This is a genomic window from Burkholderia latens (genome assembly GCF_902499045.1).
Classification (GTDB): Bacteria; Pseudomonadota; Gammaproteobacteria; order Burkholderiales; family Burkholderiaceae; genus Burkholderia; species Burkholderia latens.
Window position 1 is genome coordinate 1 of record NZ_CABVPL010000034.1, and the last position, 13,707, is coordinate 13,707.

A 13,707-nucleotide genomic window follows, 5' to 3' on the forward strand; every position below is an offset into this window, starting at 1 on the left:
GTAGCTCAGTTGGTAGAGCGCAACCTTGCCAAGGTTGAGGTCGCGAGTTCGAGACTCGTCTCCCGCTCCAGATTTTTCTGGCAGCGTGTTGAATGGCAAAGCGCTGCAGGTGCAGGACAATGCGGGAGTAGCTCAGTTGGTAGAGCGCAACCTTGCCAAGGTTGAGGTCGCGAGTTCGAGACTCGTCTCCCGCTCCAGGTCATGGGGAAGCCACGCTTCCCTTTTTATTTGATGGACGGATGGTCCTCGAATAAAGAATCTGTCGCTTGCCGCACGGCATCCGGACAGTCCGCTTTTGGCGCGATAGCAAAGCGGTTATGCAGCGGCCTGCAAAGCCGTTTAGGCCGGTTCGACTCCGGCTCGCGCCTCCAGGTAGGAAGAGAAAAAGCCCTGAGAAATCAGGGCTTTTTCTTTTTTCGGCCCCGCTTTCATCCTTGTAAGAAAGTCGCCTAGAGTGGTACAAAGTCGCCTCTAACCACTCTTGAAACACGCGTAACCACTCCTAAGTCGGCTCTTTGGCCGTATAGGCGAGTAGCGTATGGCGACGAAGCGATTGCGACCCTCCGGAATGTGGAAATGCATCATCCGACGTTCGAAGTTCCTCCCAAAGCCGCTTTCCCTGACGTTTCGATCCGAAGAAGAGGGCGATGCATATGTCGCGCAACTTGAGCAGCTGCTCGACGCTGGGATTGTGCCGGCCGACGTAGTCGAGCAACGCAAGCAATCGCGACGACGCTCGATGCGGTTCGGGAGTATCTGCGTCGCGTTTCGGTGCCTGATTCCGACGCCCAGATCGTCAACACGTTGCTCTGCGGGCGTCTGCCATCGAAATCGCTCTCTACTGTCGACTACGATTGGGCGAAGCGATGGGTGACAGCGATGAAGCGCGAGCATTATGTGTCACTGTCGACAATTCGCCACAATGTGGGCGCGCTCGCTCCCTGTTTCGATTGGCGGTGAAGTCTGGCACGGTTATCTATAGCCGGGACGTCGCAGCGCAGCCTGTTGGACTGTTCTAGCGATTGCCGCTGACGCAGCCCACGGCGCCAGCTTGGTCAGATATCCGCGTATCGTGGCAACAGGTCTTCATCGACGAGGCGGATCTCGATCCTATTCGCTGCTTCGACGTGCTCGCGATTGTCGATCGAGAACGGCGCGTCCGTAACGCTGACGATGATCGTGCCGGTTTGCTTGCCGTCTGCGGGAACGGGAATCAACGCGCGGGCCTCGGGCACCTGTTGTTGCGTGATGACTTCCGGTAGGTACAGCATCCAACCGACGCCGGGCTTGTCATTGAAGACTTGCTTGTCGAAGTATCCGTTAGGAGCCGCTTCGATCGTATCCGGTCCAAATGTAGTGACGATTCCCTCGATAATCTTCGCGAAATTCTGGAAGGTTGGAAAGCAAGCGGGATTACCAACTCGCATCGCGAAGCGATCTGGGAGGATTTTTGCGTCCGTCACGTGGCAGGACATCGACGCACCCTCGTTAGGCTGGGTCGTGCCGTTCCAGATGGAGGCATTGGAGATCCCACGCTTGCGCCCGCTTGCTTCTTCCGTCAAGACTGCAATCGCCGCCGTCGTTGGAGAGCCATCCGACTCGAACGCCGGATACAGAGTTGCCTCCTCAAGTGAATTGCCCTTGAGTCGCCAGTTTGTGAATTCCATTGCCGGACTCGCAGGCATCAGCGTCGCAACGATCTTGGATTCGCGCGTCAACATTTCGCGGAAATCGCTCGATGCGAGAGTAGGGTCGCGAAACAATGCGGTAATGTTCATGGTCGGTTATGGTTGGTAGATCGCGAGTACGCCAAAGGCTGCAGCGATCGGTGCCATTCGCCGCTGCGTAAGCGGTGTCTGAAAATACCACGTCAACGCGGCAGGCGGATTTGCCCGAACGTGCATCGCCTGCTCAGTGAGTTGCTGTTCCATTTTGTCGAACCCGCCAAAAAAGTCCTCTGCGCCGGGGATCGAGCCGTCAAGAAACTGATCGTAGTTTCCCTTCGCCTCTTGCAGCATGCACGCGCTCGGTTGAAACCCATCGAAGGTTGTGCCTTCCCACAGCCATTCTTCACTCCAGCGACAGGTCTCGGTATCGAATGCGAAACCGGTAATGCGAGCCTGATAGCGATAAGCGTTCCAGTTCACACCGTGATTGCGTCGAACCTTGGTGCCAAGTTCCGGTGGACACTTCTTGCAGCTCTCGCCCGTGCGCGGAATCGCGCGGACATCCGGTTTTGCCTTGCTTTCGTCCTTTGCGGTATCACCCGACAGACTCCCCGTTCCCGCTACTGCCGCCCCGCCCAATAAGGCTACGCCAGCGCGCGCCAATAGCGGTCCAAGCTCCACTGCCGCCGCTTCGATCACCGGTACTACCAATCCCGCCATTTCGAGACTCCCCGTTTTGTTGCTGATGTTCGATGCGCCACTTGATGACGCGAAGGTAATCGTGAAAGCGTTCGTCGGCCGAGCGTCCGGGGCGCGTTATCCATGCACGCGTCGCAGGTTTCTCGTAAAACTTCGGGGCGTATGCCTCGATTCGGAGGAACGCTGCGACATTCTCGTCGGACTGAATGCCGAGTTGGCGAGCCGCGACGTATGCGTTCCAGAGGCGCGTAGGCAACGTACTGTCGTCGGCCAGCTTTGGATCCGCTTTGACGAGATCTAACCGCGTCCGCTCGACATATCGGCGCGCATCGATCTCGGCAAGGCCGACGACCTGTTCGGCTGTCAGTTCAAGCATGCGGGTGCACTCCCTTCAATTTCCCGTTCACCTCCACGAGCCAGTTAAATGTCGGGACGAAGAACTGCATGCGCTGTGTGAGTTCCATCAACGATGCCATGTCGGCCATGATGCGGGCGTCGTAGAACCGGAGGAGGGCGATGCGCCCGTCCGGCAGGCGCACGTCGAGGCGGCGGCGCAGCTCGTGCGCGAGCGATTCGATCGGATACGCGCTGATGAGCCACGACACGCCCGTCGAGCCGCCGGCCATCGCCGAAAGTGTGTGTCGAACACCAGCGGACGTCCGTTCCCAATCGAGCAGCCACGGTCCGGCGTCGGCGAGTGATGCGTCTGGTGTGCCGTCGAACAGGGCGATGGCCGCTTGCGATCGCTGCGGCGAAGATCCTGCGCCTGAGTCAGCGAACAACAGACCGTCGACCAGCGCGTACAGATGCACCTGCATCGCCAGCTGCTGTTGGCGTTTGACGAAGAATGCTTCGATCGAGACGGCGGTCATGGGCTTAACCGCGCGCGATCATCGTCGCCGCGTTCTCGGCGGCGGACTTAAGGCATTCGAGGCAGAGCGTCGGAGAAGGCGCCAACGCTGTAGCCGCGGCGGCCACTGCGCCGCCGGTCGTGGCTTCGCCGGCTCCGACGTCATCAAGTGTCGCGGAAGACTGCGACGCAATCAGCGTCGCGCCGCACGCGGTCTTCATGCCCTCGATGGCCGTTTCCCGGCCCGCGATTTGGTGCGAGTAGCGTCGCCCGGTGGCGGGCAGGATTGGGAAGACGCCTTTGCACTGCGGGCAAAGTACCTTGTGCCCGACGCCGGCAATGGGTTTCCCGTCAATAGTTGCGGTCGCGGTGCCCTCCAGCACGCGCCCGCCGTGCGTCGTCGTGTCGCCGACGCAGATCATGGATCGGGCCATGGGTTCTCTCGTAGGTGTGGTTTTCGTATGACGTATGAATTTACCACTTCCAAGAGAGCGGCCGACCGCAGCTGGCCGTGCGGTCCTTCAAATTGTGTCAACCGGGCTAAAGCATGGTCGCACGCTGCTTCACGTCCCTCAGCAGGTGCCGCAGGCGTTGCAGCGAGCCTTGAACGCCGACCGACATCCCGCCATGTCCCGCATGCACAAGCCCGACGATGAGAAACGATGCGTTGTGATCTTCCGTCCGGGACCGTTCAGTCCGCCGAAAACTCGCTTACATCATGGCACTGTTTACTGGGGGCCGCTCAATCATCTTCAGTTTGGATGATGCGGCCCAGCCGGTTGGATTGTTCTAACCGATGATGCCGATGCGTGCAATCGCGCCGGCATCATACCCACGGATAGGCGAAGGCGGGATAGGAGGCGCTTAAGCAGACGACCATGTCAGGAACGCTACTTAACGTCGCGGACAGCAAAATATAGTTTTTTTGTTTTTGAATTCAAGAGATACCCGCCGTGTACACTTTGAAACGAGCCACTCTGCCCGAGCCCATCAAAATTAAAGCTAACGCAGACATATCGCTGGCGGCCGTCTTTTGCAATGCTCCATTGTGCCAGTGTTGGGTTAAATGAAGCAGGTTTAATTTCACCGTTATTCCCAACGGATATGGATCTGGAAAATGGGTAAATATTCCCGGAATAAATCAATGCTTGATCGGATTTTCCGTCGGCGTATCCAATATCGATATCTTTGTATTTGAATAGGTATCTGGCGTTGAATCCGTCTGCGTAATCATCCTGTTGTAGAACCTCATCCACATCGATGTTTTGGATGGCGACGGAGGATGCAGCAGACTGCGCGAGAAGGCAGCTTTTAACCACGCTTTCGCTCGGAGGGGCGGCCCATCCGATACTGGCGATGACCATGATCAATGCAGCGAAAATACTCATCTTCATCGGTATTCGCTCCGGCGCGTAACGTCTAGATACTGCTGATTGTATTTACAAAAAATTGGGCCGCCAATACATGCGGTTGAATCGTAAACGTGATCGTGCCGTCCTATTTCCACCTTTTCGGTCTCCACTTTTTTAGTCTTTTTGTCTTTCTTCTCTGCAAAGATGCTTCTCCGTAAGCCATCGCTGCAAGTTGCTTTGTCTGGGCATCGATAGGCGGTGCGGCCGCTGGAGCACTGGCAGGCGCTGCAGGACTGGCTGGCTGCTGTGTGCTAGAGGGATTTGAGTTGCTCATGCGCTTTTCCCTGCTGAATCTCCTGCAATCCACGTGACTAGTTTCAGGGAAGATTGCCCTGAAACGCTCGCCGTTTCTCCGGAGGGGCTCGGCAGCGATTGGGTGATGCGCCCATGGTGTGGTTGTTCGAGCGAACCGTGCAAGCCTGGTGCCAGCAAGACGCGGCACGCCACGCCTTCAACGGGTTGAGCTTGTGGGCTATAGATGGCATCACGCTACGCACGCCAGACAGTCCGGCGAATCGTGAACACTTCGGCGCTCAGGGCTATGCCAGCGGCAAGGTGGCGAGCTATCCGCAGGTGCGAGCTGCGACCCTGACCTCGCTTCCAACGCACCTCGTTGCAAACATTGCGTTTGATCGCTACGAAACGAATGAGATGCTGTATGCCAAGCAATTGCTGGAACGGTGGATGGCTCGCTCGATTCGTGTGCTTGATGCGGCAGGCTGTGAGCGGGTGCTGCTGACTTCGCTGACCGATCGACGTCGTTTCAAGGCGGCGGATTTGAGATGATGTGGGCCGGGCGTACGCCAGCAGTGGCGGAGTTTCCCGCCGTTCTGACACGACTACGTGAGCACATCAAACTGCTCATCAACGTAAAACGGCCCTATCGCAAATGCGATCGGGCCGTCAAATCCCGGTCGGCTCGTTATGCCGTTCGATATCTACGGAAAGACCTTAACTGAACGGCATTCCTGCGACTGCGGGGCTTTTCTTTTTGCGCGCGCGGATCCCGGCTCGTCTCGCTCATCATCGTGGGCCTCGTCGCGGCGCGCAGGACGCCAAGCGGCCGGGTGGCCATTTACGCCACCCGCATCATCCTCTGCGATACCCGATCACCCATCCACCGGCTGCGCCGGCGTATCGAGCGTGAGTTGATAGAACGCCGCATCGAGCCAGCGCCCGAATTTGAAGCCCGCTTCGGTGATCGTGCCCGAGTGCACGAAGCCGAGCCGCGTATGCAGCGCGACGCTGCCGCCGTTCGCCGCGTCGATGCAGCCGACCAGCACGTGCACCTGCGCTTCGCGCGCCCGCCGGATCAGCTCGCGCAGCAGCAGTTCGCCAAGCCCGCGGCCGCGATGGTCGCGATGCACGTACACGCTGTGTTCGGCCGTGTACTTGAACGCCGGGAACGCGCGGAACGTACCCCAGCTCGCGAAGCCGACCAGCGTGCCTGCTTCGTCCACCGCGCCGACGACCGGAAAGCCGCCCGCGCGCTTCGTCGCGAACCACGTGACCATCGCCTCCGGCGGACGCGGCCGGTAATCGTAAAGCGCGGTCGAGTTCACGATCGCATCGTTCAGGATCTCGAGGATGGCCGCGGCGTGCTCGGCCTCGCTGCAATCGATCAGGCGCACGTCGTTGCGCGGTGTCGGGGAATTCATAGGGGCTCCTGCGGCGGCCGGCTTTGAACGGACGACATGCTGCGTGCGCCGACGGCGGCCGATGCGTCGCAGATCGCGACGACATAGCGCGCGGCGTGCGACGACGGGTTGCTGAAAATCAACGGCTGATCGAGCCGCATGGCCAGACAGTCGCCTTGGTGAAGTTCGTGACGCTGATCGCCCAACGTGACGTCGACGCGGCCGCGGACGACCCACACCTGTTGATGCAACGCGCGCTCGCGCCCGCCGGAGTCGTACGCGACGCGCGCGCCGGACGGGAAATCCACTTCGACGAGCTGGATCGGCGACGGCCAGCCGGGCGGCGACAGGTTGCGGCGCACGTAACCGGAAGCCGGGTCGCGCCATTCCGTCTGCTGCGCGCGTCGCACGAGCGGTTGCGCGGGCGTGTCGTCGCGATCGCCGCCGAACAGCCCGGCCAGCGACACGCCGAGGCCCGCCGCGAGCTTGTCGAGCACGACGGCCGTCGGGCTCGCCGACGCGCGTTCGATGAGCGAGATCATCGAACGGCTGACGCCGGAACGCGCGGCGAGCGCATCGAGCGTGTAGCCTCGTAGCGTGCGCAGCTCGCGCACGCGCCGCGCGATGCGGTCGTTGATGCCGGTGTCGTCGGCGGGCGTGCCGGTGAATTCTTGCATGATGGATGAATTTTCCAGCGAACTGGAATCGAAAGTCAACGGATCTTGTAGCCGCCCGATGCGCCGCCAACGATCACCGCTTGCCCACCCGCCGATGCGCGCGTAATATACAAAACGACTACACTTCGTTTAATTAGAGACATATGGGAATCATCAAGATCTCCGAGCACATGCACGAACGGCTGCGCTCGACCAGCACCGCGCTGAGCCGCTCGATCAATGCGCAGGCGGAGCACTGGCTGCGCGTCGGGATGCTGTCGGAACTCAATCCGTCGCTGTCCTACGGCGATATCTGCCGGATGCTGATCGAAACCGAAGGCCGCGGCGGTGACGCCGGCGCGGCGGAGCCGGTGGCCCACCGCATCGAGCAGGTGGCGTAATGGCGAGACGCGAAATCCCGATCCGCGGCGCCGCGGAAATCGCCAAGTCGCGCGAGGCCGCGAAGCTCGCGTCGCGCGTACTGGCGATGATCACCGAGCACGTGAAGCCGGGCGTCACGACCGACGAACTCGATGCGCGCTGCCGTGAATACATCGTCGACGAACTCGGTGCGATTCCGGCGAACATCGGCTACCACGGCTATCCGAAAACGCTGTGCACGTCGGTCAATCACGTGGTCTGTCACGGCATTCCGTCGTCGCGGCCGATGCGAGACGGCGACATCGTGAACCTCGACATCGCGGTGATCAAGGACGGCTGGTTCGGCGACACGAGCCGCATGTACTTCGTCGGCGAGCCCGGCGAACTGGCGCGGCGCCTCGTCGCAGTGACGTACGAGGCGATGCATGCGGGGATCCGTGCAGTGCGTCCGGGCGCGACGCTCGGCGACGTCGGTTACGCGATCCAGCAGGTCGCGCATCGCGAAGGGTTCAGCGTGGTTCGCGAGTACTGCGGGCACGGGATCGGCGACGTGTATCACGACGAGCCGCAGGTGCTGCACTATGGCCGTCCGGGCACCGGCGTGCCGCTGCGCCCCGGAATGATCTTCACGATCGAGCCGATGCTGAATGCGGGCAAGCGCGATACGCGCGTGCTCGCGGACGGCTGGACGGTCGTCACGAAGGATCATTCGCTGTCCGCGCAATGGGAGCACATGGTCGTGGTGACGGAGCAGGGCGTCGAGATCCTGTCGGACGACGCGAAGCCGCAAGCGTCCGCGGCGCTGTCGGGCACGCACGTGGCCTGACGGGTGCGCAAGGCGCACGCACCGTCGGCGCAACGAAAAACGGGCCCCGTCAGGGGCCCGTGTCATTGGCCCTCAGGCCATGCGATCGGCAGGCGGGCGCCTCTGCCGCCCTGACCGGCCGCGCGGCGCTTATCGGCCGCGCGCCTTTTCCCAAGCATGTTCGACGAACACGCGGCACAGCGCTTCCATCCCGTTGCGGTCTTCGTCGTCGAAACGCGCGGCGACGGGGCTGTCGACGTCCCACACGCCGATCAGCGTGCCGTCGGCGGCCACCAGCGGCACGACGATCTCCGATTCCGACGCGGCGTCGCACGCGATATGGCCCGGGAATTCATGCACGTCGCGCACGACCTGCGTCTCGCGGGTCTGCGCGGCCGTGCCGCACACGCCCTTGCCGAGCGCGATACGCACGCACGCAGGCTTGCCCTGGAACGGCCCGACGACGAGTTCCGTCCCGTCGAAGAAATAGAAGCCGGCCCAGTTCAGGCGGTCGAGCGAGTGATAGACGAGCGCCGAGAAGTTCGCGGCGTTTGCGATCAGGTCGCGCTCCGATTCGGCGAGGGCGCGCGCCTGCTCGACGAGCGTCGCATAGAGTTCGGCCTTGGAGGCGTGAGGGTCGGTGGACAGCGTGAACATGGCTGGATGGCAAAAAGAATGGTGAACAGCGGATTGCGAAACGCGCGATGCGCGTCCCGCAGTCTACGGCACGCGCGGCCGGTGTGCAGCGTCCGATTCGGGAGGCACGGCGCCGAAAGCGCGGCAACGGCGCGATCGACATCGCTCAATCGGGTTCGAGCTCGGCGAACCGTTCGGCCAGGAAATCCAGCAGCGCGCGCACGGCCGGCAGCAGCCCGCGCCGCGACGCGAACACCGCGTGCACGATCTCGCGGCGCGGCGCCCAGGCCGGCAGCACGGCGATCAGTTCGCCGCGCGCGACTTCGTCGCGCACCATCATCGTCGGCAACTGCACGACGCCGACCCCCGCGACGGCCGCCGCGCGCAGCGCGAGCATGCCGCCCGTCACGAGCCGCGGCTGGTGGTGGATCTCCGCTTGCGCGCCGTCCGGGCCGCGCAGCCGCCACACGTGCGCGGCCTGCGGCACGCCATGATCGAGGCTCGGCAGGCGCGTGAGATCGGCCGGAACGGCCGGCACGCCATGCGCGTGCAGCAGCGCGGGGCTCGCAACGAGGCACTGGCCGCGCTCGGCCAGCACGCGTAGCGCGAGGTCGCTGTCTTCGAGCGGCGGCGGACGCACGCGGATCGCGACGTCGATCCCTTCGCCGACCACGTCGACGCGCCGGTTGGTCGCCTCCAGGTGAATCTCGACGCGCGGGCACGCGGCCATGAACGCGGCGATCATCGTGCCGACCAGCGAATCGAGCAGCGCGACCGGGCAGCTGACGCGCACGATGCCGCGCGGCTCCTCGTGCAGCAGCGCGATCGCCTCGTCGGCGGCGTCGGCTTCGACGAGCATCGCGCGGCAATGCGCGTAATACGTGTGGCCGACGTCGGTGACGGTGAAACGGCGCGTCGAGCGCTGGATCAGCCGCATCCCGAGCCGCGCCTCGAGCAGCGCGATGCGGCGGCTCAGTTTCGATTTCGGCATGTTCAGCGCGCGCCCGGCCGGCGCGAAGCCGCCGTGCTCGACCACCTGCACGAAGTAATAGAGATCGTTCAGATCCCGTTCGTTATCGTTCATCAAATAGAACGCTGAGTGCGATTTCCGCAGTCTACCGGATCGATCGTTCCACCTCTATATTCGTAGTCAGGATGCGAAACACGTGTTTCGCCGCAATCTGGAGAAGGCAAGTGAAGAAGATCAAGGGTGTGTACAGTGCGCCGCGCGGTCATTGGGTGGGCGACGGCTTCCCGGTGCGTTCGCTGTTCAGCTATCAGTCTCACGGTACTCACCTGAGCCCGTTCCTGCTGCTCGACTACGCGGGGCCCGCGAACTTCGAGCCGGCTTCGGCGCCGCGCGGCGTCGGCCAGCACCCGCATCGCGGGTTCGAAACGGTGACGATCGTCTATGACGGCGAAGTCGCTCACCGCGACTCGACCGGCGCGGGCGGCACGATCGGCCCCGGCGACGTGCAGTGGATGACGGCTGCGAGCGGGATCCTGCACGAGGAGTTCCACTCGGAGGCCTTCACGAAGCGTGGCGGGCCGCTCGAAATGGTGCAGCTGTGGGTGAATCTGCCTGCCGCCGACAAGATGGGCGAGCCCGGCTATCAGACGATTCTCGACGCCGACATCCCGGTAGTCGAACTGCCGGACGGCGCAGGCCGCGCGCGGATCATCGCGGGCGAACTCGACGGGCGGCGCGGGCCGGCTCGCACGCATACGCCGATCGACGTGTGGGACGTGCGGCTCGCCGCTGGCGGACGCGCGCGGTTCCCGATCGCCGAAGGGCGCACGCTGGCGGTAGTCGTGCTGAGCGGTACGCTGCTGGTGAACGGCGAGACGATCGCCCGCGAAGCGCAGTTCGTGCAGCTGAGCCGCGACGGCCGCGACGTCGAGCTCGAAGCGAACGGCGACGCGAAGCTGCTGATCCTGAGCGGCGAGCCGATCGATGAGCCGGTCGTCGGTTACGGCCCGTTCGTGATGAACTCGCAAGAGGAAATCCGGACCGCGATCGACGATTTCAACAATGGCCGCTTCGGCCGGATGCCGGCCTGATCGACAGGCCCCGCGCGTTGCGGGGCCTTTTTTTCATGTGCGCAACGGCGGTCGCGTGCCGGGTGCGCTTCGAGCATAATCGACGGTTGCCGCGCGCCGGCCGGCGCGCCCGAATCAGGACCGCACATGAACGCTTCCGCACTCGCCCCATCCCCGCGCGCCGCCGATCTGGACTGGCGCTGGAAATTCTTCGACGCGCTGACGACGCGCGAACTCTACACGATCCTCGACGCGCGCAGCGCCGTGTTCGTGGTCGAGCAGAACTGCGTGTATCGCGACATCGACGATGCGGATCAGACCGCGTGGCACCTGGCCGCATACGATCCGGCGGGGCGTCTTGCCGGCTATCTGCGCGTGCTGCTGCCGGATGCGCAGCACGCCGACGTGCGCATCGGCCGCGTGCTGACGACGGCGCCGTTCCGTGGCGCGGGCCTCGGCAACACGCTGATTTCGCGCGCACTCGAGCACATCGGCGCGCAGTGGCCGGGTGCGCAGGTCAGCCTGCATGCGCAGGCCCATCTGCAGCGTTTCTATGGGGCGTTCGGCTTCACGCCGAGCTCGGACGTGCACGACGAGGATGGCATCCCGCACGTGTGGATGACCCGCGCGCGCGGCTGACCCGCGGCGCGGCAAGGAGTCAGTGGGCGGCGCGCGTCGCCGGCGGGCGTTCGGTGCGCCGCGCGGCGGCCCGTTCGTCGATCAGGCGGCCGCGCGCGGACAGCCGCAGCCAGTGCCGCAGCGCGATCAGCGCGCCGATCACGCTCATCATCGAACCAGGAATCCACAGCAGCAGCCCGCCGATCTGCTGGTCGCGCAGCGGGCTCAGCCACGTGAATGCTCGCCCGCAGATCGAATAGATCGGATACAGCTCGTGCGGCGTGAAGAAGATCAGCGCGCCGAGCGCGATCTGCGGCGGGATCGCCGCGACGACGACCAGGATCCGGCGTCCCGGCGACAGCCGCGCGGGCGGCGCGGGCCGCGGATCGACGACGAGCCACCAGAACAGCAGCCCGTCGATCACCATGCTCCAGTTCATCACGCGATACAGACGCCAGTCGAGCATCGCGATGAAGTGGATCGGCGACAGCAGCCAGAAATAGATCAGCCCGACGAACAGCACGACCGCGACGACCGGATGGAACACCACGTCGAGCGTCTTGCGCACGGGCGACCACGCGAGCGCGGGGCGCACGAAGCGTTGCCGCCAGCGAAACGGAATGCCCGCGCGGATCGCCGCGCCCGGGTAGGCGAGCGCGATGAAGAACGGCCCGAGATGATGCAGCACGAGGTGCTGCGCGCGATGCATGAAGAATTCGTGCTCGAAGAAGTAGTCGAGCCGCGTATGCAGCGCGATGTAGAGCGCCGTCAGCCCGAACCAGAACGAGAACTGCCGCAGCGGCGATACCTTCGCCTTCTTCACGCCGCGCGCGAACAGCACGGCGGCCGCCAGCACCGCGACGACCACGGTCGGCGACGGTTCCCACGGATCGAGCCAGTACAGAACGTTCATCGCGCGCGCATCACTTCGCCCGGGCCGGCGATTTCACGGCGAACGGCGCGTCGACCGTTTCGCCGTCGGAGAACTTCAGGCGCACGCGCACGGTGTCGCCGGGCTTGATCGCGCGCTTCGGCTCCTCGAGCATGAAGTGATAGCCGCCCGGCGCGATGTCCACCTTGCCGCGCGCGGGGATCGTCAGCTTGTCGACCATTTCCATCTTCTGCGTCGAGCCGTTCGATACCGTCTGGTGCAGCATCGCCATCCCGTAGTCGGGGCTGTCGGCGTCGACGAGATCGACCGGCTTGTCGCCCGTGTTGACGATGGTCACGTAGCCGCCGGCGGGCAACTGGTTCGGCAGCCAGCGCACCCATCCGTTCTGCGCGGTGATCGCGCCGGCGGCGTACGCGTGTGCACCGCTGCACAGCGCGGCGAGGAGGGCGAATGACTTGAGGGTCGTCTTCATGTCGATGTTCGGCATTCAGGAGGTGGCGGAGGGGGTGTCGATGATTCGGCGTACGTCGGCGGCGATCGCGTCAGGCGAGTCGCCGTCGGTGGCGAGCAGGCGTGCGCGGCCGTTTGCGTCGAAGATGTAGACGGCCGAGCTGTGCGTGACCTCGTAGCCGCCGGACGGATCGCGCCGTTCCATCTGGTAGGCGACGCGATAGCGTTTCGCGAGCGATTCGATCTGGCCGTCGGTGCCGGTCAGGCCGCGCGCATGCGCGGCGTCGAACGCTGCGACGTACGACTGCATCGCCTGCGGCGTGTCGCGCGCGGGATCGACCGATACGAACAGGATGCGCACGTCGTTCGCGTGCGTGCCGAGCTTCGCGAGCACGTCCATCAGCCGCGCCATCGTTTCCGGGCACACGTCCGGGCAGTGCGTGTAGCCGAAGTAGACGAGCGCGACGCGGCCGCGAAACGCATTCGCATCGATCGGCCGGCCGTCGCCGCCGGTCAGCGTGAACGACAGGTCGGGCAGGTGGCCCGTGACGTTGGTCAGGTGCCAGTTCGGCTCGTCGTGCGTGCACGCGGCGAGCGCGGCGGCGGCGCCGAGCGCGGCAGCCGCGCGGACTAACCGGGTGAGGCTGGGGAAGCGCCGGTGCGGCGCGGGACGGGCAGACGACATCCTGGGGCTCGATCGGACGGAACGGTCGCCGGCCGGCGCGGCGCGATGCGTCGCGCGTCCGGCGGTTGCCGACTGTAGCGCAATTCGCGCGCCTGCGTCCTTTCGAAACCCGTACGGCACGGGCGAGCGGGGCAATATGTCGCAGTCGGCCGACGCGATCGCGCGCGGTGCGCCCGGCGCCGGATTCGCCCATCTCGGTACGCAGGCGCGGTAAGATGCGCACAATTCCATTCTCGCAGCCGCAGCCTGCGCCCGCAGGCCGCTCCTCAGACCATCGAA

Annotated in this window: 17 protein-coding genes, 2 tRNA genes and 1 pseudogene; 7 read left to right on the plus strand and 13 right to left on the minus strand. The window is 63.9% G+C overall.

Going from position 1 to position 13,707, the window contains the following annotated elements:
• Positions 1 to 121: 121 nt before the first annotated feature.
• Both BSE24067_RS21200 and BSE24067_RS21205 read left to right on the plus strand, forming a co-directional pair.
• A tRNA-Gly gene (locus BSE24067_RS21200) sits at positions 122 to 197 on the plus strand.
• A 100-nt stretch (positions 198 to 297) separates the two neighbouring features.
• Positions 298 to 371 (plus strand) — tRNA-Cys (locus tag BSE24067_RS21205).
• A 684-nt stretch (positions 372 to 1,055) separates the two neighbouring features.
• On the opposite strand, the gene BSE24067_RS21210 is transcribed toward BSE24067_RS21205, so the two are convergent.
• The 6 genes from BSE24067_RS21210 to BSE24067_RS21230 form a co-directional block, all read right to left on the minus strand.
• Positions 1,056 to 1,778, minus strand: coding sequence for an immunity 52 family protein (locus BSE24067_RS21210; protein ID WP_151066471.1), 723 nt, complete (start codon positions 1,776 to 1,778; stop codon positions 1,056 to 1,058).
• Positions 1,779 to 1,784: 6 nt separating this feature from the next.
• Positions 1,785 to 2,378: a restriction endonuclease fold toxin 5 domain-containing protein gene (locus BSE24067_RS21215; protein WP_244130437.1), complete on the minus strand. Its 594-nt coding sequence runs from the start codon at positions 2,376 to 2,378 to the stop codon at positions 1,785 to 1,787.
• Positions 2,263 to 2,742, minus strand: coding sequence for a hypothetical protein (locus BSE24067_RS32615; protein ID WP_244130423.1), 480 nt, complete (start codon positions 2,740 to 2,742; stop codon positions 2,263 to 2,265). The genes BSE24067_RS21215 and BSE24067_RS32615 overlap by 116 nt, the downstream gene beginning before the upstream one ends.
• Entirely contained in the window at positions 2,735 to 3,238 is a 504-nt protein-coding gene (locus BSE24067_RS21220; protein ID WP_151066473.1) for a DUF4123 domain-containing protein, read from the minus strand. The genes BSE24067_RS32615 and BSE24067_RS21220 overlap by 8 nt, the downstream gene beginning before the upstream one ends.
• Positions 3,239 to 3,242: 4 nt before the next feature.
• A complete protein-coding gene (locus BSE24067_RS21225; protein WP_151066474.1) occupies positions 3,243 to 3,650 on the minus strand; it encodes a PAAR domain-containing protein in 408 nt (135 codons plus the stop codon).
• A 456-nt stretch (positions 3,651 to 4,106) separates the two neighbouring features.
• A complete protein-coding gene (locus BSE24067_RS21230; RefSeq protein ID WP_151066475.1) occupies positions 4,107 to 4,610 on the minus strand; it encodes a hypothetical protein in 504 nt (167 codons plus the stop codon).
• A 378-nt stretch (positions 4,611 to 4,988) separates the two neighbouring features.
• On the opposite strand from BSE24067_RS21230, the pseudogene BSE24067_RS21235 reads away from it, so the two are divergent.
• Positions 4,989 to 5,587, plus strand: a pseudogene (locus BSE24067_RS21235) (hypothetical protein); the annotation flags it as partial.
• A gap of 150 nt (positions 5,588 to 5,737) precedes the next feature.
• Here BSE24067_RS21235 and BSE24067_RS21240 read toward each other — a convergent pair.
• Together BSE24067_RS21240 and BSE24067_RS21245 are read right to left on the minus strand one after the other, a co-directional pair.
• Complete coding sequence (locus BSE24067_RS21240; RefSeq protein WP_151066476.1) at positions 5,738 to 6,286, minus strand: GNAT family N-acetyltransferase; 549 nt, start codon at positions 6,284 to 6,286, stop codon at positions 5,738 to 5,740.
• Complete coding sequence (locus tag BSE24067_RS21245) at positions 6,283 to 6,942, minus strand: helix-turn-helix domain-containing protein (RefSeq protein ID WP_151066477.1); 660 nt, start codon at positions 6,940 to 6,942, stop codon at positions 6,283 to 6,285. The genes BSE24067_RS21240 and BSE24067_RS21245 overlap by 4 nt, the downstream gene beginning before the upstream one ends.
• Before the next feature lie 143 nt (positions 6,943 to 7,085).
• Here BSE24067_RS21245 and BSE24067_RS21250 point away from each other — a divergent pair, with 143 nt between their 5' ends.
• Positions 7,086 to 7,322 carry a ParD-like family protein gene (locus BSE24067_RS21250; RefSeq protein ID WP_151066478.1) on the plus strand — a complete coding sequence of 79 codons (237 nt, stop codon included), beginning with the start codon at positions 7,086 to 7,088 and terminating at the stop codon, positions 7,320 to 7,322.
• On the plus strand, positions 7,322 to 8,128 hold the full coding sequence (gene map, locus BSE24067_RS21255; RefSeq protein WP_151066479.1) for a type I methionyl aminopeptidase: 807 nt from the start codon (positions 7,322 to 7,324) through the stop codon (positions 8,126 to 8,128). Before BSE24067_RS21250 ends, map begins: the two co-directional genes overlap by 1 nt.
• Positions 8,129 to 8,257: 129 nt before the next feature.
• On the opposite strand, the gene BSE24067_RS21260 is transcribed toward map, so the two are convergent.
• The gene (locus tag BSE24067_RS21260; RefSeq protein ID WP_151066480.1) at positions 8,258 to 8,764 is read right to left on the minus strand and encodes a GAF domain-containing protein; all 507 of its coding nucleotides are present in this window, start codon (positions 8,762 to 8,764) and stop codon (positions 8,258 to 8,260) included.
• Positions 8,765 to 8,909: 145 nt separating this feature from the next.
• Complete coding sequence (locus BSE24067_RS21265; protein WP_151066481.1) at positions 8,910 to 9,827, minus strand: LysR family transcriptional regulator; 918 nt, start codon at positions 9,825 to 9,827, stop codon at positions 8,910 to 8,912.
• A gap of 110 nt (positions 9,828 to 9,937) precedes the next feature.
• Between BSE24067_RS21265 and BSE24067_RS21270 the strand changes: the two genes are divergently transcribed.
• Together BSE24067_RS21270 and BSE24067_RS21275 are read left to right on the plus strand one after the other, a co-directional pair.
• A complete protein-coding gene (locus BSE24067_RS21270; protein ID WP_151066482.1) occupies positions 9,938 to 10,804 on the plus strand; it encodes a pirin family protein in 867 nt (288 codons plus the stop codon).
• Positions 10,805 to 10,930: 126 nt separating this feature from the next.
• Positions 10,931 to 11,422 (plus strand): GNAT family N-acetyltransferase, encoded by a 492-nt coding sequence (locus tag BSE24067_RS21275; RefSeq protein ID WP_151066483.1) that lies wholly within the window; start codon positions 10,931 to 10,933, stop codon positions 11,420 to 11,422.
• A gap of 19 nt (positions 11,423 to 11,441) precedes the next feature.
• Here the strand turns inward: BSE24067_RS21275 and BSE24067_RS21280 are convergent, their stop codons facing one another.
• Genes BSE24067_RS21280 through BSE24067_RS21290 form a run of 3 tightly spaced genes read right to left on the minus strand, consistent with a single transcriptional unit; the run spans position 11,442 to position 13,428 of the window.
• Entirely contained in the window at positions 11,442 to 12,314 is an 873-nt protein-coding gene (locus tag BSE24067_RS21280; RefSeq protein ID WP_151066484.1) for a cytochrome c oxidase assembly protein, read from the minus strand.
• A gap of 10 nt (positions 12,315 to 12,324) precedes the next feature.
• Positions 12,325 to 12,765, minus strand: coding sequence for a copper chaperone PCu(A)C (locus BSE24067_RS21285; protein WP_151066485.1), 441 nt, complete (start codon positions 12,763 to 12,765; stop codon positions 12,325 to 12,327).
• Positions 12,766 to 12,780: 15 nt separating this feature from the next.
• On the minus strand, positions 12,781 to 13,428 hold the full coding sequence (locus tag BSE24067_RS21290; protein ID WP_151066486.1) for an SCO family protein: 648 nt from the start codon (positions 13,426 to 13,428) through the stop codon (positions 12,781 to 12,783).
• Between the last annotated feature and the right edge of the window lie 279 nt (positions 13,429 to 13,707).